The organism is Acidovorax sp. 35-64-16, assembly GCF_002281195.1.
In the GTDB taxonomy this organism is placed as follows: Bacteria; Pseudomonadota; Gammaproteobacteria; order Burkholderiales; family Burkholderiaceae_C; genus Acidovorax; species Acidovorax defluvii.
In genome coordinates, this window is the sequence record NZ_NCFM01000010.1 from 85,286 (window position 1) to 109,144 (window position 23,859).

A 23,859-nucleotide genomic window follows, 5' to 3' on the forward strand; every position below is an offset into this window, starting at 1 on the left:
GCTCTCCAGGGCCCCGGGCAAGGCTCAGTCGTCTGACGAAAAACCCGATGCGGCCACCACCGGCGCCCAGCGGTCGCGCTCCTGCGCGAGCTGGCGCGCATAGTCATCCGGGCCCGAGGCAATGGGCTCGAAACCCAGCTTGGCCAGGGTCTCGATCACGGCAGGGTCTTTCACGGCGGCGCGTGCCTGCTCGGCCAGCCGCTCGACCTGCGCGGCCGGGGTGCGCGCAGGCAGGAACAGGCCGTAGCTCTCCACACCCTGGATACTGGCAAAGCCCTGCTCCTCGAACGTGGGCACCTCGGGCAAAAAACGCGAGCGGCGCGCATCTGTCACGCCCAGCACCCGCACCCGGCCAGAGGGCAAATGCGGCAGGCAGTCGCCCACGCTGAAGCACCCCGAGGCCACCTGCCCACCCATCAGGTCCTGCAGGCCCGGGGCTGCGCCGCGGTAGGGCAGGTGCGTGAGCGCAACGCCCGCTGCCCGCGCAAACTGGTTGCCCAGGAAGTGCGGCATGGCCCCGGCGGCTGGTGACGCATAGCCCTGCGGCTCGGGCTGGGCCTTGGCCCAGTCGGCAAACTGGCGCAGCGTGCGCACCGATTCGGGCACTTTGGGCCCGACCATGAAGCCGCAGGTGGACAGCGCCACGGGCGACACCGCGATCGCATCCGTGGCCGGCTGGTACTGCAGGCGCTTGAACACATGCGGGTAGATGGTGAACATCGACGAGGGACTGAGCAGCATGGTCAGCCCGTCGGGCGCTGCATCCTTGAGCGTGGTCACGGCGATGCGGCCGCCCGCGCCCACCTTTTGCTCCACCACCACGGTGCCCAGCCGTGGGCGCCAGGTTTCCGCCAGGCGGCGCGCCGTGGCGTCCACCGAGCCCCCGGCCGGAAAGCCGACCAGGATGCGGGGCGTGCCCGTCTGGGCACGGGCGCCGAGCCCGGCAGAGGCAAGAGCGGCCACGCCCAGTGCGCGGCCCAGGTTCCAGCCGAGCTGGCGGCGGTTGATCGGATGCATGCAGGGGTCTCCTTGAGGGGGTTTTCAGGGGGGCCACCGGCTTTCCGGCGGAGGCCCATTCGGCCCAGGAGCCGTCATAGAGCGCATGCGGGCGCTTGCCGATGCTGTCCAGCGCCAGCCACAGGATGGTCCGCACCTGGGCGGTCACGCTCTCCAGCAGCGCCAGGCCGGCCGGGGTGGGGTGAACAGTCCAGGAGCGGCGGTCCAGAGAATCGTCGGCACGCTGCACCCAGCCTTGCTCGCATAGCCAGTCGGTCAGACGCATGCCGCCACTGCGGTGCAGGCCCATGGCGTCGGCCAGCAGGCCCTGGCGCAGGCCCGGGTTCTGCGCCACCAACACCAGGGCCGCAAAGCGCTGCGGGCTCACATCCGCACGGTCCACACTGCGTTGAAAGTGCAGGTACAGGGCGTTCTGCGCCCGGCGCAGCGCGTAGCCCAGCAACTCGTCGAGCACGCCATAAGCCAGGCCGGGCAACGGCCGCAGCTCGGCCTGGGCCCGGTCGGCTGGCTGGGCGCTGCGCGCGGGCCTGGCGGCAGCGGTGCGGCCCGCAGGTGCGCTGAACTGGGGTTTGCGACGGCTTGCATTTTTTAGTTGCATAGCGCAACAATATCGGTGAAATTTGATGTACGTCAACCCCAAAAACCCGGAGACACCCTATGAACCCCTCCCGCTCCATCGTTGTGGCCGGCGGCGGCATTGGCGGCCTGACGGCGGCCCTGGCCCTGGCCGCGCGCGGCCACCGCGTCACGGTCTGTGAGGCCGCCGCGCAGCCGCGCCCGCTGGGCGTGGGCATCAACCTGCTGCCGCATGCGGTGCGCGTGTTCGCCGGCCTGGGTTTGCTGCCCGCGCTGGAAGCCATGGCCGTGCACACGCGCGCGCTGGTGTTCGCCAACCGGCACGGGCAAACCATCTACGAAGACCTGCGTGGCCTGGCTGCGGGCAGCAGCCACCCGCAGCTCAGCATCCACCGCGGTCACCTGCAGATGCGGCTGTGGGACGAGGCTGCGCAGCGCCTGGGGCCGGACCAGGTGCGCACCGGCGAGCGCGTGGTGGCCGCGCGCGAAACCGCCAACGGCGCGGTGGCCGAGATCCTGCACGCCGACGGCACGCGCAGCGAGCGGGCCTGCGACATCCTGGTGGGGGCCGACGGCATCCACTCGGCGCTGCGCCAGCAGTTCTACCCCGATGAAGGCGCGCCGCGCTGGAACGGCATGATGATGTGGCGCGGCACCACGCTGGCGCGGCCCTTTCTGGACGGCCGCACCATGGTGCAGGCCGGCCACCGGCGGGCGAAGTTCGTGGTCTACCCGATCGAGCCGGTGCGCCCTGACGGCCTTCAGCGCATCAACTGGATCTGCGACCGCCGCCTGCGCGAAGACGGGTTTGGCGGCGGCCTCACGGCCCCCAGCCGCGAGGACTGGAGCAAGCCCGGCTCGCTGGACGACCTGCTGCCCACCTTCGGCAGCTGGCGCTTTGCCTGGCTCGACGTGCCCGGACTGATCCGCGCGGCCGAGCAGATTTTCGAATGGCCCATGGTGGACCGCGACCCCCTGCCGCGCTGGCGCCATGGCCACACCACGCTGCTGGGCGATGCCGCGCACCCGATGTACCCGATCGGCTCGAACGGTGCGACGCAGGCCATTCTGGACGCGGCCGCACTGGCCCAAGCGCTGGACGCCCATGCCAGCATCACCGCCGCGCTGAATGCCTATGAGGCCGCCCGCCTGCCCATGACGCGCGACATCGTCGCCATGAACCGCCGCGAGGGGCTGGATGCCATCCTGGACATGGTGGAAGAAGCGGCGCCCGAAGGCTTTGCACGCATCGAGGACGTGACCGACCCGACGGTGCTGGCCGAATGGGTGCAGGCCTACAAGAAGGCCGCGGGCCACCAGGTGGGACGCCCCCAAGCCGCCCACTGAGCCACCGCCTTGGAAGGCAGGCGCAATGGTGCGCTGGATCGCAAGTGGAGCGATGCGTAGCTATCGCGTCAAGCATCGTCAGCAGTTTGCGCATGCAGGGCATGAGGGCGACCTTGTTGCACTTGCCGGCGGCCAGTGAGTGCTCGACGCTTTTATGGTCCGGCCTGCCGTGCGGCGCGGGCTGGTCCTACCCGCGCGGGACTGAGAAAACTCACTCGAGCAGCAGCACATCGATCCGCGGCACCACGGCCAGCCGCGCAGGCAGGCCGATGGTGCCGATGCCCCCGGTGACGAACAACGGACCCGCCTGCGTGGTGTACAGACCTTCAAACCAGCCCTGCGCGCTCATGCCCGGCAGCACCAGTTGGCGCGTGACCCAGGGCAACATGATCTGGCCGCCGTGCGTGTGGCCGCTGACCACCAGGCTGGCGCTGCCCGCTGGCAGCAGTGCTGCCGTGTCGGGCTGATGGGCCAGCACCAGCCGGGGCGCCGTGGGCGTGCCCGGTGGCAGCAGCCGGGCCATTTCGCCACGCGGCTCCCCGCCCCACAGGTCGCTCAGGCCCATCACATCCCAGCCCTGAAATTGCAGGCGCCGGCCATCCAGCACCTGCACGCCGTGGTCCTGCAATGCCTGGCGCAGTGCCTGTGCCAGCGGTGGCCCGGGCGCCCCGGTATCGTGGTTGCCCAGCACGCCCCACACCGGGTGGCGCAGCCGGGAAAACGGCTGCAGCAGCGCATGCAGGTCGCGCGGCGGGTCGTACGTCCAGTCGCCAGCCACCACCACGGCATCCACGTCCAGCGCATTGAGCCGGTCGACCAGCCGCTCAATCTGCCAGCCCCGCACGAACAGGCCCGCATGCACATCGGCCACCAACGCCAGCCGCAGCGGCGGCAGCTTTGCGGGCGTCTGCAGGTGCAGCCGGTGTTCGCGCACGGTCAGCAGGCGCGGCTCCACCAAGCCGCTGTAGGCCACCAAAGCCAGCGCAGCCAGCCACGCCAGCCGCAGCACGCTGCGCCCCGCCGGCTGGCGCAAGCACAGCAGCGCGGCGCCACACCAGGGAATCACCGCCCACACGGCCCAGAAGATCCAGAGCTTGAGCAGCACGACACCTTCGCGCCCGGCATCGATCCAGCGTCCTTCCGGATCCAGCCAGGCCAGCACCACCGACAGCAGCAGCCATGCCCAGCCCACGCCTGCCAGCGCGCGACGCACCTGCGCGGTGCGGGAAGTAAAGGCCGAAGAAAACGGGGATCGATCCATCGTGGGTTGTCGCTTCATCAATGAGGGCGACGCATTGTGCCCGCGCCCCTCCTGCCGCCCTGCCCATAATGCAGTCCATGACACGTCCCAGCCAGCTACTGCACCCCCACCGCGAACCCGTTGCCACCCGCCCCGCCGCCACCGTGCTGCTGCTGCGCGATACGCCGGACAACGGCGGTCTTGAAGTGCTGATGACCCGGCGCTCGGGCACCGCCAGCTTTGCACCCGGCGCCTACGTGTTCCCGGGCGGTGGCATCGACGCGCTCGATGCTTCGCCCGAGTCGCACGCCGCCGCCGACCGCCGACCGGCGCAGGGCGACCTGCATCTCACGCAGGCCATTGCCGCCATCCGCGAGAGCTTTGAAGAGCTGGGCGTGCTGCTGGCGCGCCACACCGGTGGCCCCCGCAAAGGGTTGATGGCCGACGCACACGACATTGCCGCCATCAACCGCCACCAGCCCTTTGCTGCACAGTGCACCGCACGCGGCCTGCGCCTAGCGGCCGACAGCGTGTACCTGCTGGCCCACTGGACGGGTGACCGCGACCTGCCCCGGCGCTTTGAGGTGCCGTTTCTCGTGGCCCGCATGCCCGAGGGCCAGGAGCCCGTGGCCGACGAAACCGAGCAGTTCGAGCCCGTGTGGGTGCGCCCGGCCGATGCGCTGGCGCGGCATGAGGCGGGCCAGTTCTTCATGATCTATCCCACCATCCGCACACTGCAGCGGCTGGCCAAGTTTGACGCCACCCAGGCCGTGCTGGATGCCGTGGCGCACGAACAACCTCTGTGGGTAAGCTGCCCGCGCGCCGGTTTGCTGGGCGGCACGGAAGCGCGCTACATGGAGGACGAGATGCCGTTTGGCGAACTGGCGCTGGTGTGCCCCGACGGGCAGATCGTGCACCCGCTCGACTGGCAGACCGAACGGGCCGTGCCGCTGCTGCGCAACGTGCAGCGCCTGACCGCCCCCAACCCCGGCGTGATGACCGGGCCCGGCACCAACAGCTACCTGGTGGGCGACCCAGCCACCGGCTTCATCGCCATCGACCCCGGCCCGGCCGATGCCGAGCACCTGGACAAACTCTGGCGCGCTGACGGGGGCGACATCCGCATGATCGTGTGCACCCACTCGCACCCCGACCACTCGCCAGGCGCCGCGCCGCTGCAGGCGCTGTGCGTGCAGGCGGGCCGCGCTGCGCCGCCCATTCTGGGCCTGCCCTCGGCCCCCACCGCGCGCGCGGCCAGCGCCTTCACGCCCGACCGGGCGCTACAAAATAATGAGCTGCTGGCGCTTATGGGAAAAGCGCCAGAGGGCGAAATCACCCACACCCTGCAGGTCATCCACACACCCGGCCACGCGGCCAACCACCTGTGCCTGCTGCTGCAGGAAGACGGCCTGCTGTTCAGCGGCGACCACATCCTGAACGGCAGCACCACCGTGATCGACCCGCCCGACGGCAACATGGCCGACTACCTGGATTCGCTGGACCGGCTCGATGCCTTGTGCGCCGAGCACAGCGTGGAGTTCATCCTGCCGGCCCATGGCCATGTCCTGGGAGGCCCGATCAACGGTGCACGCAGCGCCATTGCCAAGCTCAAGGCGCACCGCCTGGCACGCGAAGCCAAGGTGCTGGCCGCCATGCAGGCGCTGCCCGATGGCAGCATGGAAGACTGGGTGCAGCACGCGTACGACGACGTACCCCCGCGCATGTGGCCGGTGGCCCAGCGCTCGCTGCTGGCGCACGTAGAACGTATCCGCTCACAGCAGCCCGGCAACAACTGAACTACAAGAACAGCTCCCAACCGCATTCATTCAATGACCGACAAGAACCCCGACCCCACCCACATCCGCCTGGCCAAGCGCGTGGCCGAACAACTGAACTGCTCGCGCAGCACGGCCGAGCAATTCATCGAAGGCGGCTTTGTGAGCGTGGACGGCCAGGTGGTGGAAGCCCCCGGCGCCCGCGTGCGCCCCGACCAGGCCGTGACCGTGGCGCAAGACGCCAGCCTGCTGGAGCTGACCCCGGTCACGCTGCTGCTGCACAAGCCGGTGGGGTTTGAAGCAGGCCTGGGCGTGCCAGCCGGGCAAGCGGCCCACGCCAGCCGCAGCCAGGGCGCCACCCCGGCCACCACGCTGCTGAATGCGGCATCGCACCTGGGCGACGATGCGTCGGGCATCCGCGTGCTGCAGCGCCATTTCAAGCAGCTCGAATGCTTCACCCCCCTGCCCACCGAGGCCAGCGGCCTGGTGGTCTACACGCAGGACAAGCGCATCGCGCGCAAGCTGGCCGAAGACATCGAATCGCTGGAGCAGGAATGCATCGTCGAGGTGAAGGGCAACATCGCACCCCACGGCCTGCAGCGCCTGTGCCACGGCCTCTCATTCAACGGCCGCCCGCTGCCGCCCATCAAGGTGAGCTGGCAAAGCGAGACCAAGCTGCGTTTTGCCCTCAAGGGCATCCGCCCCGGGCAGATCCCCGCCATGTGCGATGCCGTGGGCCTGACAGTGGTGGCCCTCAAGCGCATCCGCATCGGCCGCGTGCCACTGGCCAAGGTGCCCGAGGGGCAATGGCGCTATCTGCAGCCGTGGGAGCGGTTCTAAGACGTTTTTGGCACATGGCGCCATAGCGCGACGCGGTTGCGCAGCACCATCAAAAACAATAGCTGCAATCGCTTACTCCACAAGCACAAACGCCCATTTTGATGAAGAATTTTTACCACCACCGCTGATACACTGCGCTGCAACTCTGGAGGGAGTTCATGAACCACAACGATTCAGGCAGTGCAGCGCAACTGCCCCCCAACCTGGCCCTGCAGAGCATCGAGGCCCATCCCCTGGAATTCACCGGCAGTGGCGGCGAATATTTCCGCGTGTGGATCGTGAATGTGCTGCTGGGCATTCTCACGCTGGGTTTCTACACCCCCTGGGCACGCCGGCGCACGGCCCAGTATTTCTATGACCACAGCATGGTGGCCGGCAGTCCGCTGGAGTTCACTGCGCAGCAGCGCAAGATGGTGATGGGCTTTGTGATGCTGGTGCTGCTCACCGTGGCCTACAACATTGCCGCCGAGTCGGGGCAGGACACGGCGGTGGCGCTGTTTCTGTTGGCTGGCGCGGTGCTGGCGCCCTTCATCTGGGCCAGTGCCATGCGTTTTCGCCTGAGCGCCACGCGCTGGCGCGGTCTGCGCCTGCAGTTCACCGCCAGCTGGCGCGAGGTTTATACCGCCAGCTGGCCGGTGTTTGCCCTGGCGCTGGTGTGGATGGCCGTGGTGTTCGGGCTGCAGGCCCTGGCGCCCGAGGTGGCGCAGGCGGCCCCGGCCGTGGCGGGCGAGAAAGTACGCAAATCGCTGCCGGCCTTCACCGCGCCCATGGGGGCCTTGCTGGCGCTGGGTCTGGTGCTGTCGTTGCTGTGCATCATTCGCCTTGAATACAACTACAAGAGCCTGCTGGTGCTGCGCGCCCACCTGGGCACCGAGCCGGGCCGCTGGAAGCCCGTGTACATGGATTTCGTCAAGATCTGGCTGGCCACGGTGGCGGTGTTCATCGTATCGGCCCTGGCGATGGGCGCCCTGCTGGCCGCGCTGGCGGGCGGCTCTTTCGCACTGTTCGCCGGCCAGACGCAGCGCATGGGCCTGTGGCTGGTGGTGGTGATTTTTGTGGCCATCGTGGGCGGTATCTTTTTGCTGTTGCTGGCCTCGGCACCGGCCCGCGCCTACCGTGAGGCGCGCATGTTCCAGCTGATGTGGAGCAACGTGGGCGTGAGCCAGGTGGCACGCTTCAAATGCCAGCTGGGCACGGGCCGCTATGTGCTGCTGCGCCTGAAAAACATGCTGCTGACCCTGCTCACCCTGGGCCTGTACCGGCCCTTTGCGCGGGTCAGCGAATACCGCATGAGGTTCGAGTCGGTCACGCTGCACATCAAGGGCGGCGTGGACCAGATCGCCGGCATCCTGGTGCGCCAGCAGCAAGGCGGCCTGGGCGATGCCCTGGCCGATGCCGCTGGGCTGGACCTGATTGGATGATGTCGCGTCCGCCGTCCTCGTTGACCGGGCCGGTGGCCGCAGGGCAACCCGAGCCATTGGACGCAGCCACTCAGGGAAACGTACACCTGCTGCCCGCACGCTGGTTTGATGGCCTGAGCAGCAAGGCGCAGCCGGTGATGGTGGGTCTGCAGCCCACGCCCAAGGGCCCCTCGCTGCTGCTGCACCCGATGGCGGCGCCGGGCGCGGCACCCCGTGTATTCACCCATGACCAGGTGGCCTGGCCCCAGGCCTGGAGCGCACACCGGTCGCCGCGGCGCGTGGTGGTCGATTTGCGCGACCACGGCAGCCTTGAAATCGACGCCACGGCGCAGTGGCACGCCGCGCTGGCCGCGGCGGGTGCGCGCCCTGGCCTGGCCCAGCGCATGCAGATCCACTGGCCCGTGCTGCTGGCCGTGGCGGTGGCCGCCGCCGTGGCTGTTGCGCTGTTTTACCGCTTTGGCACCCCTTGGGCAGCCACCCAGCTCACGCGGTATGTGCCGCTGTCGTGGGAAACCAGCCTGGCCGAAAACGCCTTGCAGCAGATGGACGAGGGCACGCTCAAGCCCAGCAAGCTGCCCGCCGAACGGCAGGCCCAGCTGCGCGCCCGCTTTGACCAGCTGGCGCAGCAAACGCCACCGGCGCTGCAGCGCTACCGCGGCTATGCACCCCGGCTCACGCTGGCCTTTCGTTCGGGCATGGGCGCCAATGCCTTCGCACTGCCCGGCGGCACGGTGGTGATGACGGACGCCCTGGTGCGGGTTGCTGCCGAGAAGGGCCTGGACGACAACGCGCTGATCGGTGTGCTGGCCCACGAAATCGGCCATGTGGCGCACCGCCACACCACGCGCATGCTGGTAGAGCAAGGCGTGCTCAACGTGGGCCTGGGCCTGGCGCTGGGGGACGTGTCGTCCGTGCTGTCCACGGGCGGTTCGCTGCTCACCGGCCTGGCCTACCGCCGCAACCATGAGCGCGAGGCCGACTGCTTTGCCATCGCACTGATGGGCCACGTTGCGCTGCCCACGGCGCCCATGGGCCAGTTGCTGCTGGCCATTGCGCACGGCGAAGAAAATGCGCAAGAGAAGGCCGAAGCGCAGGCACAAGCGAAGGGCGAAACGAAGGCCGGCAATCCCGCCGATACCAAGCGAGCCCCACCCGGGGAGCAAGGCGTGTGGTCGTGGCTCAGCAGCCACCCGGATACGGTGGAGCGCGCCACCGAGCTGGAACGCGGCCATGCACCGCGTTGCGCTGCGCCTTGATCGAACGCCGCGATTTACTTCAGAATAATCAAAAACAATAGCGCACTGCGCTTATTTCATAAGCGCTGGCGCCTGTTTTCATGAAAAGTGTGAAGCGCGCCGATAAGCCGGATTCTGTGCACTGCGGTTGCCCGCAGCGTGACCGCCATTACTCTGGGCCGGGTGTCGCCACCACGGCTCGATGCTACCTACCCGCCAACTCTGCGGAACCACATCAACGTTGGCCTACTTGGTATTGCTGCGCGTAGAGATTGCCCGTTTCACCCCCGGTGGTTTGCCTTGCGGCACTCCCCCGGGACTCGTCTCTGTTGCTCTGATCCTCACCTCACGGTGGGCAGCCGTTAGCTGCTACGCTGTCCTGTGCAGTCCGGACGTTCCTCCAGTGCCTGGTTTCCCAGATTGCACCAGCGGCGGTCTGGCGCGCTTCACGGGGGCGATTGTCCCAGATTTCGCCGTGCAGGCCGGGCACGCCCGCTGTGGCGCACGTTTTACGCAAGCTTTAGACACCATGACCACTACGCATCCACCGCAATCCACGCCAACCACGCCGTCATCGCATTTCGACGCTGCCGCCCGCGACTGGGACCAGCGCCCCATGTCGCAGCAACTGGCCGCTGTGCCGCCGCTGTTGCTGGCGCATCTGCCGCTGTCGCCCACCGACCGGGTGCTCGACTTTGGCGCGGGCACCGGCCTGCTGGCCACGCAGATTGCACCCAAGGTGGCGCATGTCACCGCGCTGGACATGTCTGCCGCCATGCTGCAGGTGCTGGACGAAAAAGGCGTTGCCAACATCACCACGCACCATGGCGACATTTTTGACGGCCTGCCGGGGCGCTACCACGCCATCGTGAGCTGCATGGCCCTGCACCATGTGGCCGACACCGCCGCGTTGATGCGCGCCTTTGCCGCTGCGCTGCACCCCGGCGGGCGCATTGCGCTGGTGGATCTGTATGCCGAAGACGGCAGCTTTCACGGCGACAACGCCGCCAAGGGCGTGCAGCACCTGGGTTTTGCGCCCGAAGCCTTGCAGGCGCAGGCCGAGCAGGCGGGCCTGCAAGGCATCGTCTTTACCGGCATCCTGCACATGCAGCACCGCAATGGCCAAAGCTATCCGCTGTTTTTGATGACGGGGCACAAACCATGATGCAACATTGATAGCTGCACCCACTTGATGGACGGCGGTTACAGCCCGTTTTCATCTATAAATTTGGCCGAGGCCGCCCGCCTGCGGGCACTGCGCACCGCCCGCAGGCTGCGATGCCCCTGCGTCGTGCATATCCATATAGCCGCTGCGCAGAACAAGTGGGTCAGAATGCGTGCCAACCCCTTTTCACTTCCCCTTCAGGAGACGCCATGAAAGTCGACAACGTTCTGCAAACCATTGGCAACACGCCGCATGTGCGCATCAACCGCCTTTTTGGCGCGGGCGCCAACGTGTGGATCAAGTCCGAGCGCAGCAACCCTGGCGGCTCCATCAAAGACCGCATTGCGCTGGCCATGGTGGAAGACGCCGAGAAATCGGGCGCCCTGCAACCGGGCGGCACCATCATCGAGCCCACCAGCGGCAACACCGGTGTGGGCCTGGCCATGGTGGCGGCCGTCAAGGGCTACAAGCTGGTTCTGGTGATGCCCGACAGCATGAGCATTGAGCGCCGCCGCCTGATGCTGGCCTATGGCGCCAGCTTCGACCTGACGCCGCGCGAAAAGGGCATGAAGGGCGCCATTGCCCGCGCCGAAGAGCTCAAGGCCCAGACGCCCGGTGCGTGGATTCCGCAGCAGTTCGAAAACCCCGCCAACGTTGACGTGCATGTGCGCACCACGGCCCAGGAAATCCTGGCCGACTTTCCCGACGGGCTGGACGCGCTCATCACCGGCGTGGGCACGGGCGGCCACCTGACCGGCGTGGCGCGCGTGCTGAAAGCCCAATTCCCGCAACTCAAGGTGTTTGCCGTGGAGCCCACGCAGTCGCCCGTGATCAGCGGCGGCCAGCCGGCACCGCACCCCATCCAGGGCATTGGCGCGGGTTTCATCCCCAAAAACCTGGACACCAGCGTGCTCGACGGCGTGATCCAGGTCGAGGCCGAGCCCGCGCGCGAATACGCCCGCCGCAGCGCCCGCGAAGAGGGCATGCTGGTGGGCATCTCCAGCGGCGCCACACTGGCCGCCATTGCGCAAAAGCTGCCCGAGCTGCCCGCCGGGGCCAAGGTGCTGGGCTTCAACTACGACACGGGCGAGCGCTACCTGTCGGTCGAAGGCTTTTTGCCGACGTAAGGCAAAATTTGAGCCAAATAGGGCTCTAGCGCTTATCTATCAAGCGCGAGTAGCTATTAAAAAAGGAGCTTTCGAGCTCCTTTTTTTCGCCCGGTGCAGAGCGTCACACCTTCCCCGGTCCGTACGCCGCCATGAACGCCGCCACGGCACGCTGCACCGTGGCATGGATTTCGTCGTCTGTGAGGGGCTGCAGGGTCTGGAACAAAACCGGTCCTGCCATTCGGCCTCCAGCAGCGCGCGCGGGTGCGGGGCGGCGACCCCCCTGCTGCTGGGCAGCGCGACGCAGAAGGTGCTGGCGCATTCCAGAATTCCGGTGCTGGTGTACCGGAAAAGCGCAGCCCACCGCACGCAGGCCAAACCATGCGGCGGTCGGTAAAATCACCCTCCCCTGCATTGCCCTTCGCCCGATAACCACGGGCCGCAAGACCATGATCCGCCTTTCTGAAATCCGGCTGCCGCTGTCCGCGCTGCCGTCCGACCCCGACACCCAGCCCGAAGCCGCCCTGCGCGCCCGCGCCGCCCAGGCACTGGGTCTGGCCGATGCCGCCGACATTGCCACGCTGCGGGTTTTCAAGCGCAGCTTTGACGCGCGCAAGGTCGATTTGCTGGCGGTGTACATCGTCGACATCACGCTCGCCGACCCCACGCAGCAAGCCGCACTGCTCGAAAAATTTGCCGGCAACCCGCACATCCAGCCCACGCCCGACATGGCCTGGCACCCCGTGGGCCAGGCCCCGGCCGAACTGCCCCTGCGCCCGGTGGTGGTGGGCTTTGGCCCCTGCGGCATTTTTGCGGCGCTGGTGCTGGCGCAAATGGGTTTCAAGCCCATCGTGCTGGAGCGCGGCAAGAACGTGCGCGAACGCACCCAGGACACTTGGGGCCTGTGGCGCAAGCGCGAGCTCAACCCCGAAAGCAATGTGCAGTTTGGCGAAGGTGGCGCGGGCACCTTCAGCGATGGCAAGCTTTACAGCCAGATCAAGGACCCGCGCCACCTGGGCCGCAAGGTGATGGCCGAGTTCGTGAAGGCGGGTGCGCCCGAAGAAATTCTGTATGTGGCGCATCCGCATATCGGCACCTTCAAGCTGGTGAAGGTGGTGGAGAGCCTGCGCGCGCAGATCATTGCGCTGGGCGGGGAGATCCGTTTCGGTCAGCGCGTGACCGATCTGGTGGTTGAAACCGGCCCGCAAGGCCGGCATGTGCGTGGCGTGCAGGTGCTGGACCAGGCCTGCGGCACCACCACCGAGCTGCGTGCCGACCATGTGGTGGTGGCCCTGGGCCACAGCGCGCGCGACACCTTTGCCATGCTGTACGAGCGGGGCGTGCAGATGCAGGCCAAGCCGTTTTCCATCGGGTTTCGCATCGAGCACCCGCAGGGCGTGATCGACCGCGCGCGCTGGGGCCGCCACGCCGGCCACCCGCTGCTGGGCGCGGCCGACTACAAGCTGGTGCACCACGCTGCCAATGGCCGCGCCGTTTACAGCTTTTGCATGTGCCCCGGCGGCACCGTGGTAGCCGCCACCAGCGAACCCGGCCGCGTGGTGACCAACGGCATGAGCCAGTATTCGCGCAACGAGCGCAACGCCAATGCGGGCATGGTGGTGGGCATTGACCCGGACGATTTTCCGCGCGCACCCGCAGCCTATGAAGCCGCGCTGGGCGCCACGCACGGGGTCGAGGCGCTGGCCGCCGGCCAGCACCACCCGCTGGCGGGCATCGTGCTGCAGCGCCAGCTCGAATCGAACGCCTATGTGCTTGGCGGCAGCAACTACAGCGCGCCCGGCCAGCTGGTGGGCGATTTCATCGCGGGCCGGCCCTCCAGGGAGCTGGGCAGCGTGCAGCCCTCTTACCAGCCCGGTGTGGCGCTGGGCGACCTGCATGGCGCACTGCCCGCCTACGCCATCGAAGCCATGCGCGAGGCCCTGCCGGTGTTTGGCCGCAAGATCAGGGGCTACGACATGCCTGATGCCGTGCTCACCGGCGTGGAGACGCGCACATCGGCCCCGCTGCGCATCGACCGCGGCGACAACCTCCAAAGCCCCAACACCCCCGGCCTGTATCCGGCGGGCGAAGGGGCAGGCTTTGCCGGTGGCATTCTTTCGGCAGGCGTGGACGGTATCAAGGTGGGCGAAGCCGTGGCACGCAGCTTGTTGTCAGCCCTTGCGTGAGCGCCGCCTTCCTATCCCCGTGGACCAAAGATACTGTATGCTTAAACAGTTTTTTAACCTCAAGGAATTGCAGTGTCGCTGAGTTCAATCGAAATTTGTGCGGGTGCAGGCGGTCAAGCGCTAGGCCTTGAACAAGCCGGGTTTGAACACGTCAGTCTGGTCGAGATCGAGCCCCCTGCCTGCGAAACCCTACGGTTCAATCGCCCGCAGTGGCATGTCACCCAAGGTGATGTGCGCCACTACCAGGCAGATCGTTGGCGCGGCATTGAGTTGTTGGCGGGGGGAGTTCCGTGCCCCCCATTCTCCAAAGCGGGGAAACAGCTCGGAATCGACGATGAACGCGATCTCTTCCCAGAGGCCATCCGCTTGGTGTCGGAGTGCATGCCTGAAGCGGTGATGCTGGAAAACGTGCGGGGCTTGTTGGATGCGGTGTTTGACGACTACCGTGAAAACATCGTTAAAAGCTTACAAAAACTGGGGTACACCGCTGAATGGCGCTTGCTACACGCAAGTGACTTTGGCGTACCGCAATTGCGTCCGCGGGTTGTGTTTGTAGCGCTAAAGAAAGATGCCGCAGCCTACTTCAACTGGCCCGAAGCTCATGCACAACGCCCCCCCACAGTGGGAGACGCACTGGTGGATCTGATGCAAGCCGATGGATGGCGCGGTGCAGAACAATGGCAAAAGCAGGCATGCGAAATTGCTCCAACCCTTGTGGGTGGCAGCAAAAAACATGGTGGCCCTGACCTCGGCCCCACACGTGCCAAAAAAGCCTGGGCTGCACTTGGCGTTGACGGCATGGGGATTGCGAATGCGGCCCCGGATCCCGACTTCATCGGTATGCCTCGCTTGACGGTTCGAATGGCCGCACGTATCCAAGGCTTCCCGGACCACTGGCAATTCAGCGGGAAAAAAACAGCGGCCTACCGGCAAATCGGCAATGCCTTTCCGCCCCCAGTCGCCTTCGCAGTCGGCGAGAAAATTCGCAGCGCGCTCAACGCAGCGGCCAAACCCAAACTCAAAAGAGCCTGACCCATGCAAGACAAACCCGCCCGGGGCGGTGCCCGAGGCAAACTACGCGCCCATTTCCTCGCGAATCTGGGGCGTGTGATGGACTCGGACGAACTGCGCGCTGTGGCTGACAACCAATCAGAATGGGCTCGCAGGGTGCGTGAGCTTCGCACCGAAGAGGGCTACCTGATCCTGACGCACAACGACCGCAGCGAGCTCAAACCCGGACAGTACCTGCTCGAATCCGCCAAGCCACAACCTGCGTTCGCACGCGCCATTTCAAAAGAAACACGCGCTTTTGTGCTGGACCGCAATGGTTTCACTTGTCAAATGTGCGGAGCCGTAGCGGGGGAACGCCACCCCTACGACACCACCCGCAAAACGCGCCTGCACCTCGGGCATGTCATCGACAAAAGCATGGGTGGTACCGATGACGCAGCTAATTTGCGCGCCATTTGCTCGGTCTGCAACGAAGGCGCATCCAATGCCACCTTGACCCGCCCCGATCTGCAGAAGATTCTGGTACAGGTTCGCCGCGCCACCGCAGCAGACCAGCTTGAAGTGCTCAAGTGGCTCATGACCAAGTTTCCGCAACAGGCGAAATCACATTTGCTGACGAAACCATGAACACGCGAAAGAAGCCTGACGTGCAAGCGCCTGTTTTTGGAACATAAACTCGCGCCCGTCATGCGGTCGTCGAAGATGATCCTATGCAATAGCGAAGATGCCTCGTCTGGGAGCAAAGCACATCCCATAGCCCCCGCACAGTTCGCACCCCAAAAACAAAACCGCCGCAGGGCGCAAACCCTGCGGCGGTCTGTTTGACCCGGGGCCCGAAGGCCCGGCCCGCCAACCGGATCAACCCTGCTGAGCGTTCTGCAGCGCGGCAATGCGCTCTTCAATTGGCGGGTGGGTGCTGAACAGCTTGCCAATGCCACCGGCAATGCCCATGGCGGCCATGCTCTTGGGCAGCTCGGCGGGGTGCGTGCCACCCAGGCGGGCCAGGGCGTTGATCATGGGCTGGCGACGGCCCATGAGCTGGGCGGCACCTGCGTCGGCACGGAACTCGCGCTGGCGCGAAAACCAGGCCACGATGATGGCCGCCACAAAGCCCAATACGATATCGAGCACCACAGTGGTGACCATGTAGCCGATGCCGGGGCCCGAGCGGTTCTCGTTGTTCTTGTTGAGGAAACTGTCCACCGCGTAGCCAATCACGCGCGACAGGAACACCACAAAGGTGTTCATCACGCCCTGGATCAGCGTCATGGTGACCATGTCGCCGTTGGCAATGTGGGCCACCTCGTGGCCGATCACGGCCTCGACTTCCTCACGCGTCATGCCTTGCAGCAGGCCTGTGGACACCGCCACCAGCGCCGAATTCTTGAACGCACCCGTAGCAAAAGCATTGGGGTCGCCTTCAAAGATGCCGACCTCGGGCATGCCGATGCCGGCCTTGTCGGCGAACTTGCGCACGGTCTCGACGATCCAGGCTTCATCCACCGAGCCGGAGCCGTCGATGATCTGCACCTTGGCGCTCCACTTGGCCATGGGCTTGCTGATGAGCAACGAGATGATGGCGCCGCCAAAGCCCATCACCAGCGCAAAGCCCAGCAAGGCGCCCAGGTTCAGGCCGTTGGCAGTGAGGTACCGGTTGACGCCCAGCAGGCTGGCCACCACCCCCAGCACCGCAACGACGGCCAGGTTGGTCATCACAAATAAAAGAATCCGCTTCATGAGTTCTCCGTGGGGTAAACAACAACGAGTGTTTGATGGCTCAGATGGGGGCCGGAGGCGGCGCTTCAAGCACCCGCACAACCAGACAGCGGCACGGTACCGCGCAGCTTGCACGCCCCCGGGGCGCCCCTATGGCCGCGATTTCATCGCGCAATGGTAGGTCCAAACCAGCTCCAGGGCCTTATCACACAAGCCTTGACGGGAATTAGGTGTCAGCGCGCCGCGCGGGGCGGCCGAAAGACCTGCGCATCGCCATAAAAGCCCGGCACCTCGTTGGCTGGCCACCAGCCGGGCACCCCCAGCACCGGAAGCGGCGCGAAGGGTTTGCCGGCCCATGGCCCGGGCTGCACGGCCTGCGCCAGCCAGGCATCCAGATTTGCTATTGATTTTATAGCTACTGGCGCTTGATAGACATGGGCTACCGTGGGTTTTCGTGGTGAAACCAGTTTTTCAAGCAGCGCGTGCCCAAACAACACCAGCCACGCCTCGCGCCACAGCGGGCGCAAATCGACAAAAAGCGCCTGCCAGTCCCGCGCGCGCAGCGCCGCCCACAGCGCAGGCGGAGCACTGAGCACCGCGCCGTTTTCGTCAAACACCGTGAGCGCGTCACGCAGCGGCCCGCGCACGGCCTGCACACCATCGGCGGCAATGGCCTGGGCCTGTAGATGGTTCAGGCGGCGTTTGGTGTGCGGAAACTGCAGCCACACCAGGCCGTTGAAGAAATCGTGCAGGTTGTCGCGGGTGGGGACACGGCGGGTGTCGAAGATGTACTGCTCGTAGGCGGTGCCGCCGGGCAGTTCGGACTGGGGGACAAAGCGCACGACAGGCCCCGGCAACGTGGCAGCTTGCAGTGCCCGGTGCACGGGTTCCCCGCCCTGCACCTGCTGTGCCATCTGCGGGCCAACGTGGCTGAAAGGCTCCAGCCAGGGCGCGCTCCAGTCGATGGCCTCCAGGGCGTGGCTTACACCAGCCGCCACGGCAGCGCTTCACCCGAGCGCAGGGGCTTGAGTTCGGCTTCGCCAAACGCAAAGCTGTCAGGCGGCGTCCACGATTCGCGGCGCAGGGTGATGGTGCCGGTGTTGCGCGGCCGGGCGTAGAAGTCGGGGCCGTGAAAACTGGCAAAGCCTTCGAGCTTGTCGAGTGCGCCAGCGTTGTCAAACGCCTCGGCATACATCTCGATGGCGGCGTGGGCCGTGTAGCAGCCCGCGCAGCCGCTGGCGTGCTCCTTGAGGTGCGCGGGGTGGGGCGCGCTGTCGGTGCCCAGAAAGAACCTGGCGTTGCCGCTGGTGGCGGCCTGCACCAGCGCCACGCGGTGCGTTTCGCGCTTGAGCACGGGCAGGCAGTAGTAGTGCGGGCGGATGCCACCGGTAAAGATGGCGTTGCGGTTGTAAAGCAGGTGGTGCGCCGTGATGGTGGCGGCCGTGAAGCGGTCTGCCTCGCGCACGTAGTCGGCCGCATCCTTGGTGGTGATGTGCTCGAAGACGATTTTGAGTTCGGGGAAATCGCGGCGCAGCGGGATGAGCTGTTGCTCGATGAACGCGGCCTCGCGGTCGAACAGGTCGATGTCGCTGCTGGTGACCTCGCCATGCACCAGAAGCAGCATGCCGGCTTTCTGCATGGCTTCGAGGGTGGGGTAGGTCTTGCGCAGGGCGGTCACGCCAGCGTCGCTGTTGGTGGTGGCACCGGCGGGGTAGAGCTTGGCGGCGACGACGCCCGCAGCCTTGGCGCGCCCGATTTCTTCAGGCGGCAGGTTGTCGGTGAGATACAGCGTCATCAGCGGCTCAAACGGCACACCGGCCGGCACGGCAGCCAGGATGCGGGCCTTGTAGTCGAGCGCCTGCTGCGCCGTGGTCACGGGCGGTCGCAGGTTGGGCATGATGATCGCGCGGCCAAACTGGGCGGCCGTGTGCGGAACAACAGTGTGCAGGGGCGCGCCGTCGCGCACATGCAGGTGCCAGTCGTCGGGGCGGGTGAGGGTAAGGGTGTCTGGGGCGGCAGTCATGGGCGCCATTCTCCCATCACTCCCCGGCCGCAGGGCATTCGCCATCGGCGCCCGCCTGGCGAGCGCCGTGGGGTTAGACGGGGTCGAAGCCAGCCAGATCCAGCGCTTCGCGCAGCGAATCAAGGGCGTCGCGCACAAGGAAGGTTTCTGCATCGTCACTGGAACATGCCCGGATGCCCTCATGGCTGATGTTCTTGACGAAGCGCGCCAGCGCCTGGGCATTTTCGGGGGTGAGTTCGGCGGTGATGACCACGGGTTGTTTCATTTTGGATATCTCGTTCAGACCATACTGGCCGCACCGGAAGATTCCGGCCCCAGGGATCTTACCGACTGAAAGAAGACCCGCCCTTCCCTCGGCGCAGCCCGACACCCCGCCCAAAAACACCAACGGCACCCGCAGGTGCCGCCGTGCAGTGCAATGTGCTCAGTGCTGGAGAATCTTGTTGAGGAAATCCTTGGTGCGTGGCTGGCGTGCATCGGGGTTGTTGAAGAAGTCTTCCTTCGAGCAATCCTCCAGAATCTTGCCGCCCACGTCCATGAAAATCACACGGTTGCTGACCTTGCGGGCAAAACCCATTTCGTGGGTGACGCACATCATGGTCATGCCCTCGTTGGCCAGGCCCACCATTACGTCGAGCACTTCGCCCACCATTTCGGGGTCGAGCGCCGAGGTGGGCTCGTCGAACAGCATCACGATAGGGTCCATGCTCAGAGCGCGCGCAATGGCCACGCGCTGCTGCTGGCCGCCCGAAAGCTGGCCCGGAAACTTGTCCTTGTGCGCCATCAGGCCCACGCGCTCCAGCATCTTGAGGCCACGCTTCTTGGCGTCGTCGGCATTGCGGCCCAGTACCTTGATCTGTGCAATGGTGAGGTTGTCCGTCACCGACAGGTGGGGGAACAGCTCGAAGTGCTGGAACACCATGCCCACGCGGCTGCGCAGTTTGGGCAGGTCGGTCTTGGGGTCGTGCACGGCAATGCCATCCACATAGATCTCGCCCTTCTGAAAGGGCTCCAGTGCATTGATGGTTTTGATCAGCGTGGACTTGCCCGAGCCCGAAGGACCGCACACCACCACCACCTCGCCTTTCTGGATGGTGGTGGAGCAATCGGTCAGCACCTGCACGGGGCCATACCACTTGGAAACATTTTTGAGTTCAATCATTTTTCACTCCAACTCGTGTCAGTTGCCCATCGCACTGCGCTGGCCATGGACGCGACCCAGACTGCGGGACGGCCAGCAAGGGCCGCCCCGCAGCAAAGGCAGTCGTCCCCCTTCAAGGGGGAAGGCGCGAAGCGACTCAGGGGGTGTCATCGAATAATTGCGATCTTCTGGTGCAGGCGCTTGACCATCCAGGACAAGGCGTAGCACATCACAAAGTACAGCATCGCTGCGGCCAGATAGGCCTCGATGGGGCGGCCAAAGTTCTTGCCTGCCACTTCAAAGCCCTTGAGCATGTCGTAGGCGCCAATGGCATAGACCAGCGAGGTGTCCTGGAACAGGATGATGGTCTGCGTCAGCAGCACCGGCAGCATGTTGCGAAACGCCTGCGGCAGGATCACCAGCTTCATGTTCTGGCTGTAGGTCATGCCCATCGCCTGGCCCGCATACACCTGCCCCCGCGGCACCGACTGGATGCCCGCGCGCATGATTTCGCTGAAATATGCGGCCTCAAAGGCGATGAAGGTGACCACCGCCGACACCTCGGCCCCAATGGGCCGCCCGATGATGGCAGGCACCAGCAGAAAAAACCACAGAATCACCATCACCAGCGGAATGCTGCGCATGCCGTTGACGTAGATGGTGGCGGGCAGATCCAGCCACTTCTTGCCCGACAGCCGCATGAGCGCCAGCACGGTGCCAAACAGCACGCCGCCAATCGTGGCCACCAGCGTGAGCATGAGACTGAAATACAGCCCCTTGAGCACGAAGTTGGAGATCAGGTCCCAGTTGTAGAAAGAAAAATCAAGGCTGAGGTTCATGTCAGTGCCCTCCCGATCCACCGGCCACGATCAGGCCCGGGACACGCGCGCGCTTCTCGATGAAAGCCATGATGCGGTTGATGGCGAAGGCAGAGACGATGTAGCAGGCCGTGACGGCCAGGTACACCTCGATGCCACGCGAGGTTTCTTCCTGCGCCTGCATGGCGAACATGGTCAGCTCGGCCACCGACACGGCAAACGCCACGGACGAGTTCTTGAAGATGTTCATCGTCTCGCTGGTCAGCGGCGGAATGATGATGCGAAACGCCATGGGCAGCAGCACATAGCGGTAGGTCTGGAACGTGGTGAAACCCACGGCCAGGCCTGCGTAGCGCTGGCCGCGCGGCAGCGCCTGGATGCCCGAGCGCACCTGCTCGGCAATCCGCGCCGACGTAAAAAGGCCCAGCGCCAGCACCACCAGCACAAAGCCCGGCACGGCCTGCATGGCCGGAAACATGGTGGGCACGACGTGGTACCACAGAAAAATCTGCACCAGCAGCGGAATGTTGCGAAACAACTCCACCCAGGCATTGCCCAGCCGCACCACGACCGGCCGATCCTGCAGCGTTCGCAGGGTGCCGATGAACGACCCCAAAACCAGCGCCAGCAGCAGCGCCAGCACCGATACCGACACCGTCCAGCCCCAGGCCGACAGCATCCAATCCAGATAAGTGATGTCGCCGCCTTTGCCAAAGCAGCCCTGCACCACCTGCCGCTCCAGTGTGTCTTCGCAGAACACCTGCCAATCCCAGCTCATAGGATCGTTCCTTCTTCAAACGGAGGGTGTTGGGCCCCGCCAGAGGCGCCCAACAAAAAAGCCCCTTCAAACCCGCGGTTCGAAGGGGCGGTTCAATCCTGGGGATTACTTCTTGGCGTAGTCTTCCATGGGCTTGTCGTTGGGGTTGGCCCATGCGGCCTTGGTGGCGTCAGACAGTGGCAGACCGATCTTGGTGTTGGTCGGGGGCACAGGCTGCATGAACCACTTGTCATACAGCTTGGCCAGCGAGCCGTCGGCGATCTGGCGCTTGATGGAGTCGTCCACGGCCTTCTTGAAGGCGGGGTCGTCCTTGCGCAGCATGCAGGCGATGGGCTCGACACTCAGAACCTCGCCCACAATCTTGAAGTCGGCCGGGTTCTTGGACTTGGAGATGTTGGCGGCCAGGATGGAGCCGTCCATCACAAAAGCATCGGCACGACCGGTTTCCAGCAGCAGGAAGCTGTCGGCATGGTCCTTGCCATAGACTTCCTTGAAGTCGATGCCACCGGCGCGCTCGTTCTTGCGCAGCGTCTGCACCGAGGTGGTGCCCGTGGTGGTGGCCACACTCTTGCCGTTGAGGTCCTTGATGGAGGCGATGCCCGAATTGGCCTTGACGACCATGCGCACTTCTTCCACATAGGTGGTCACCGCAAAGGCCACATCTTTCTGGCGCGTGGCGTTGTTGGTGGTGGAGCCGCACTCCAGGTCCACCGTGCCGTTGGTCACCAGCGGAATGCGGTTTTGCGACGTGACGGGCTGGTACTTGGTTTCCAGCGCGGCCAGGCCCAGCTGCTTGCGGATGTCGGAGATGATGTGCTCGGCCATCTCGGTGTGAAAGCCCACATACTTGCCGTTGCCCAGCGTGTAGGAGAGGCCCGAGGATTCACGCACGCCCAGCGTGACGCTGCCCGAGGACTTGATCTTGGCCAGCGTATCGCCAGCCTGCGCAAACGCGCTGCCTGCCGCGAGGGTGACCACGGCCATTGCGAAAATGTGCTTTTTCATTTCTATCTCCTTGTGTCATTTCAAAAAGGTTTCTGAAGACTTGCGTCTACCCGCATTGTGAGCGGGCCACACAGTCCAGAACAGGGGGTTTACCTGCCGTACCGGTTGGCAGAAAACCCCGCCACAGTGGGTAACCAGAAGTCGCGCAACAGACAACCGACCAGCAGATTCAGCACGGTTGGGCTGAACGCAATGGGCATGAAACCACTTGCCGTGGGATGCCTTCAACAAGACCAGTCCATTGAATGCATGGGCTTGACGCTTGCAATCTTTGTGCCACCAAACTTCCAACGTAACGCATTCAACCCAGTCCGGCCCAACCTGGGCGCCGAATGCGCGAACAACTGTATGAATAGTTTATATCAGTAGTGTCCGGTTAAAAGTTGAACAAATTCAACTGGTTAGCGATGGGTGTCTCAATGGATTGGGATCGGTCGGCCTGCAAGGCGCATGAAATCTGGGTTTTCTCAAAAACTGACACTGACAAGATCTGTAGACATGTGTAGAGCGAAGCATCGAGATGAAGCTCCTTCTTGACGATGGCAATGAGCACGTAGGTGGACACGGCGCACCAGATCTGTGTCTTGACGGCGTTCTCGCTAGTACCCAGGAACCGCTTGATACGCAGGTGCTGCTTGATCCATTTGAAGAACAGCTCGACCTGCCAGCGACTTTTGTAGAGCGCGGCAATCGACAAGGCTGGCAGCGTCGTGTTGTTGCTCAGAAAGACCAGCGTCTTGCCCGATTCGGGGTCTTTGAATCGGATGCGCCGCAGGTGCTCAGGGTACCTCTTGGCCGAGTAATGGCCGTTGAGCATTACGCGCTGGTCGCAGATGATGCCTGTGCTGCGATTGACGGGATCGGAGTACACGCGCCGAGCGTCCATGCCCGCTTTGGCTCGGGTGACGAAGAATGCGCCAGCCTGATGCAGGGCATACAGGCGAGCAAAGTCGACGTATCCCCGATCCATCACGTAAAAGGCGCCCGACTCGACAGGCAGGATGTCGAGCACGTTCACGTCGTGAAGCTTGCCGTCGCTGATGTGAATGAACGCGGGGATAGCCCCACGCAGGTCCAGCAGCGTGTGCAGCTTGATAGCGGCCTTGGTCGAACGAAACGGCGCCCAGTCGAACAAGCTCAGGCACAGGTCGATGGTGGAGGCATCCAGGGCGTACACACCGGCATCGAGATCGAGCACCGTTGGCTCTTGCGCGTACATGCCTCTGGCCCGCACGATCAGCCGCTGAGCCAGCGCATGGTAGATGCGCCAATCCCGCGAGTTCAGCGCATCGGCCAGCGTCGAGCGCGCCGGTGGCGCCTTCAACCCCATGTGAAACAGCTTGCCGCGATTGGCCGCCAAGCAGGCTTCGATGTCGCGCAGCGATTCGCGCCATGTGAGCTGGGAGAACGCCATGACACGAAACAGGTCTGCGCATCCCAGGGTGCGAACACCTGCATC

Annotated in this window: 22 protein-coding genes, 1 other RNA gene and 1 pseudogene; 10 read left to right on the plus strand and 14 right to left on the minus strand. The window is 65.1% G+C overall.

What is annotated here, in order from left to right:
• Positions 1-24: 24 nt before the first annotated feature.
• A complete protein-coding gene (locus B7Y64_RS09275) occupies positions 25-1,017 on the minus strand; it encodes a Bug family tripartite tricarboxylate transporter substrate binding protein (RefSeq protein ID WP_291326458.1) in 993 nt (330 codons plus the stop codon).
• Between the two features lie 205 nt (positions 1,018-1,222).
• Positions 1,223-1,615: pseudogene (locus B7Y64_RS09280) on the minus strand (MarR family transcriptional regulator); the annotation flags it as partial.
• A gap of 59 nt (positions 1,616-1,674) precedes the next feature.
• On the opposite strand from B7Y64_RS09280, the gene B7Y64_RS09285 reads away from it, so the two are divergent.
• Positions 1,675-2,940 carry a flavin-dependent oxidoreductase gene (locus B7Y64_RS09285; RefSeq protein ID WP_291328709.1) on the plus strand — a complete coding sequence of 422 codons (1,266 nt, stop codon included), beginning with the start codon at positions 1,675-1,677 and terminating at the stop codon, positions 2,938-2,940.
• 211 nt (positions 2,941-3,151) lie between these two features.
• Here B7Y64_RS09285 and B7Y64_RS09290 read toward each other — a convergent pair whose 3' ends face one another.
• Positions 3,152-4,201, minus strand: coding sequence for a metallophosphoesterase (locus B7Y64_RS09290; RefSeq protein WP_291328711.1), 1,050 nt, complete (start codon positions 4,199-4,201; stop codon positions 3,152-3,154).
• A 77-nt stretch (positions 4,202-4,278) separates the two neighbouring features.
• On the opposite strand from B7Y64_RS09290, the gene B7Y64_RS09295 reads away from it, so the two are divergent.
• The 4 genes from B7Y64_RS09295 (at position 4,279) to B7Y64_RS09310 (ending at position 9,472) form a co-directional block, all read left to right on the plus strand.
• A complete protein-coding gene (locus tag B7Y64_RS09295) occupies positions 4,279-5,976 on the plus strand; it encodes an MBL fold metallo-hydrolase (RefSeq protein WP_291328713.1) in 1,698 nt (565 codons plus the stop codon).
• 33 nt (positions 5,977-6,009) lie between these two features.
• Complete coding sequence (locus B7Y64_RS09300; RefSeq protein ID WP_291326448.1) at positions 6,010-6,795, plus strand: rRNA pseudouridine synthase; 786 nt, start codon at positions 6,010-6,012, stop codon at positions 6,793-6,795.
• Between the two features lie 158 nt (positions 6,796-6,953).
• Entirely contained in the window at positions 6,954-8,216 is a 1,263-nt protein-coding gene (locus tag B7Y64_RS09305) for a YjgN family protein (RefSeq protein ID WP_291328715.1), read from the plus strand.
• A gap of 137 nt (positions 8,217-8,353) precedes the next feature.
• Entirely contained in the window at positions 8,354-9,472 is a 1,119-nt protein-coding gene (locus B7Y64_RS09310; protein ID WP_291328726.1) for a M48 family metallopeptidase, read from the plus strand.
• Between the two features lie 87 nt (positions 9,473-9,559).
• On the opposite strand, the gene rnpB is transcribed toward B7Y64_RS09310, so the two are convergent.
• An RNA gene (gene rnpB / locus B7Y64_RS09315) (RNase P RNA component class A) lies at positions 9,560-9,899 on the minus strand.
• A gap of 81 nt (positions 9,900-9,980) precedes the next feature.
• Between rnpB and B7Y64_RS09320 the strand changes: the two genes are divergently transcribed.
• The gene (locus tag B7Y64_RS09320; protein WP_291326087.1) at positions 9,981-10,616 is read left to right on the plus strand and encodes a class I SAM-dependent methyltransferase; all 636 of its coding nucleotides are present in this window, start codon (positions 9,981-9,983) and stop codon (positions 10,614-10,616) included.
• Between the two features lie 209 nt (positions 10,617-10,825).
• A complete protein-coding gene (gene cysK / locus B7Y64_RS09325) occupies positions 10,826-11,743 on the plus strand; it encodes a cysteine synthase A (RefSeq protein WP_291326089.1) in 918 nt (305 codons plus the stop codon).
• Between the two features lie 103 nt (positions 11,744-11,846).
• On the opposite strand, the gene B7Y64_RS09330 is transcribed toward cysK, so the two are convergent.
• The gene (locus B7Y64_RS09330; RefSeq protein ID WP_291326091.1) at positions 11,847-11,963 is read right to left on the minus strand and encodes a TetR/AcrR family transcriptional regulator C-terminal domain-containing protein; all 117 of its coding nucleotides are present in this window, start codon (positions 11,961-11,963) and stop codon (positions 11,847-11,849) included.
• Between the two features lie 208 nt (positions 11,964-12,171).
• Between B7Y64_RS09330 and B7Y64_RS09335 the strand changes: the two genes are divergently transcribed.
• From B7Y64_RS09335 to B7Y64_RS09345, 3 genes are all read left to right on the plus strand, one after another.
• The gene (locus B7Y64_RS09335; protein WP_291326093.1) at positions 12,172-13,908 is read left to right on the plus strand and encodes an FAD-dependent protein; all 1,737 of its coding nucleotides are present in this window, start codon (positions 12,172-12,174) and stop codon (positions 13,906-13,908) included.
• A 72-nt stretch (positions 13,909-13,980) separates the two neighbouring features.
• Complete coding sequence (locus tag B7Y64_RS09340) at positions 13,981-14,940, plus strand: DNA cytosine methyltransferase (protein ID WP_111868505.1); 960 nt, start codon at positions 13,981-13,983, stop codon at positions 14,938-14,940.
• Between the two features lie 3 nt (positions 14,941-14,943).
• Entirely contained in the window at positions 14,944-15,546 is a 603-nt protein-coding gene (locus B7Y64_RS09345; protein ID WP_291326095.1) for an HNH endonuclease, read from the plus strand.
• Positions 15,547-15,777: 231 nt separating this feature from the next.
• Here the strand turns inward: B7Y64_RS09345 and htpX are convergent, their stop codons facing one another.
• The 9 genes from htpX to B7Y64_RS09390 form a co-directional block, all read right to left on the minus strand.
• Positions 15,778-16,656, minus strand: a complete 879-nt coding sequence (gene htpX / locus B7Y64_RS09350) for a protease HtpX (protein WP_291326097.1) — start codon at positions 16,654-16,656, stop codon at positions 15,778-15,780.
• 212 nt (positions 16,657-16,868) lie between these two features.
• Positions 16,869-17,633, minus strand: a complete 765-nt coding sequence (locus tag B7Y64_RS09355; RefSeq protein WP_291326099.1) for a DUF3025 domain-containing protein — start codon at positions 17,631-17,633, stop codon at positions 16,869-16,871.
• On the minus strand, positions 17,618-18,658 hold the full coding sequence (gene pyrC, locus B7Y64_RS09360; protein ID WP_291326101.1) for a dihydroorotase: 1,041 nt from the start codon (positions 18,656-18,658) through the stop codon (positions 17,618-17,620). Before pyrC ends, B7Y64_RS09355 begins: the two co-directional genes overlap by 16 nt.
• A gap of 73 nt (positions 18,659-18,731) precedes the next feature.
• On the minus strand, positions 18,732-18,923 hold the full coding sequence (locus B7Y64_RS09365) for a hypothetical protein (RefSeq protein ID WP_024812985.1): 192 nt from the start codon (positions 18,921-18,923) through the stop codon (positions 18,732-18,734).
• Between the two features lie 159 nt (positions 18,924-19,082).
• Positions 19,083-19,820 (minus strand): amino acid ABC transporter ATP-binding protein, encoded by a 738-nt coding sequence (locus B7Y64_RS09370; protein ID WP_024812986.1) that lies wholly within the window; start codon positions 19,818-19,820, stop codon positions 19,083-19,085.
• Between the two features lie 146 nt (positions 19,821-19,966).
• Positions 19,967-20,638 (minus strand): amino acid ABC transporter permease, encoded by a 672-nt coding sequence (locus B7Y64_RS09375; RefSeq protein WP_291328717.1) that lies wholly within the window; start codon positions 20,636-20,638, stop codon positions 19,967-19,969.
• Position 20,639: 1 nt separating this feature from the next.
• Positions 20,640-21,395, minus strand: coding sequence for an amino acid ABC transporter permease (locus B7Y64_RS09380; RefSeq protein ID WP_291323975.1), 756 nt, complete (start codon positions 21,393-21,395; stop codon positions 20,640-20,642).
• Between the two features lie 105 nt (positions 21,396-21,500).
• On the minus strand, positions 21,501-22,400 hold the full coding sequence (locus tag B7Y64_RS09385) for an amino acid ABC transporter substrate-binding protein (RefSeq protein ID WP_024812989.1): 900 nt from the start codon (positions 22,398-22,400) through the stop codon (positions 21,501-21,503).
• Positions 22,401-22,776: 376 nt separating this feature from the next.
• A partial coding sequence (locus B7Y64_RS09390) for an IS4 family transposase (RefSeq protein ID WP_291328719.1) occupies positions 22,777-23,859 on the minus strand: 1,083 nt, incomplete at its 5' end.

Bases quoted from the DNA above. Each gene is read 5' to 3' on its own strand.
- B7Y64_RS09275 (WP_291326458.1), bottom strand. From the start codon at position 1,017: ATGCATCCGATCAACCGCCGCCAGCTCGGCTGGAACCTGGGCCGCGCA.
- B7Y64_RS09285 (WP_291328709.1), top strand. From the start codon at position 1,675: ATGAACCCCTCCCGCTCCATCGTTGTGGCCGGCGGCGGCATTGGCGGC.
- B7Y64_RS09290 (WP_291328711.1), bottom strand. From the start codon at position 4,201: ATGGATCGATCCCCGTTTTCTTCGGCCTTTACTTCCCGCACCGCGCAG.
- B7Y64_RS09295 (WP_291328713.1), top strand. From the start codon at position 4,279: ATGACACGTCCCAGCCAGCTACTGCACCCCCACCGCGAACCCGTTGCC.
- B7Y64_RS09300 (WP_291326448.1), top strand. From the start codon at position 6,010: ATGACCGACAAGAACCCCGACCCCACCCACATCCGCCTGGCCAAGCGC.
- B7Y64_RS09305 (WP_291328715.1), top strand. From the start codon at position 6,954: ATGAACCACAACGATTCAGGCAGTGCAGCGCAACTGCCCCCCAACCTG.
- B7Y64_RS09310 (WP_291328726.1), top strand. From the start codon at position 8,354: ATGGTGGGTCTGCAGCCCACGCCCAAGGGCCCCTCGCTGCTGCTGCAC.
- B7Y64_RS09320 (WP_291326087.1), top strand. From the start codon at position 9,981: ATGACCACTACGCATCCACCGCAATCCACGCCAACCACGCCGTCATCG.
- cysK (WP_291326089.1), top strand. From the start codon at position 10,826: ATGAAAGTCGACAACGTTCTGCAAACCATTGGCAACACGCCGCATGTG.
- B7Y64_RS09330 (WP_291326091.1), bottom strand. From the start codon at position 11,963: ATGGCAGGACCGGTTTTGTTCCAGACCCTGCAGCCCCTCACAGACGAC.
- B7Y64_RS09335 (WP_291326093.1), top strand. From the start codon at position 12,172: ATGATCCGCCTTTCTGAAATCCGGCTGCCGCTGTCCGCGCTGCCGTCC.
- B7Y64_RS09345 (WP_291326095.1), top strand. From the start codon at position 14,944: ATGCAAGACAAACCCGCCCGGGGCGGTGCCCGAGGCAAACTACGCGCC.
- htpX (WP_291326097.1), bottom strand. From the start codon at position 16,656: ATGAAGCGGATTCTTTTATTTGTGATGACCAACCTGGCCGTCGTTGCG.
- pyrC (WP_291326101.1), bottom strand. From the start codon at position 18,658: ATGACTGCCGCCCCAGACACCCTTACCCTCACCCGCCCCGACGACTGG.
- B7Y64_RS09365 (WP_024812985.1), bottom strand. From the start codon at position 18,923: ATGAAACAACCCGTGGTCATCACCGCCGAACTCACCCCCGAAAATGCC.
- B7Y64_RS09370 (WP_024812986.1), bottom strand. From the start codon at position 19,820: ATGATTGAACTCAAAAATGTTTCCAAGTGGTATGGCCCCGTGCAGGTG.
- B7Y64_RS09375 (WP_291328717.1), bottom strand. From the start codon at position 20,638: ATGAACCTCAGCCTTGATTTTTCTTTCTACAACTGGGACCTGATCTCC.
- B7Y64_RS09380 (WP_291323975.1), bottom strand. From the start codon at position 21,395: ATGAGCTGGGATTGGCAGGTGTTCTGCGAAGACACACTGGAGCGGCAG.
- B7Y64_RS09385 (WP_024812989.1), bottom strand. From the start codon at position 22,400: ATGAAAAAGCACATTTTCGCAATGGCCGTGGTCACCCTCGCGGCAGGC.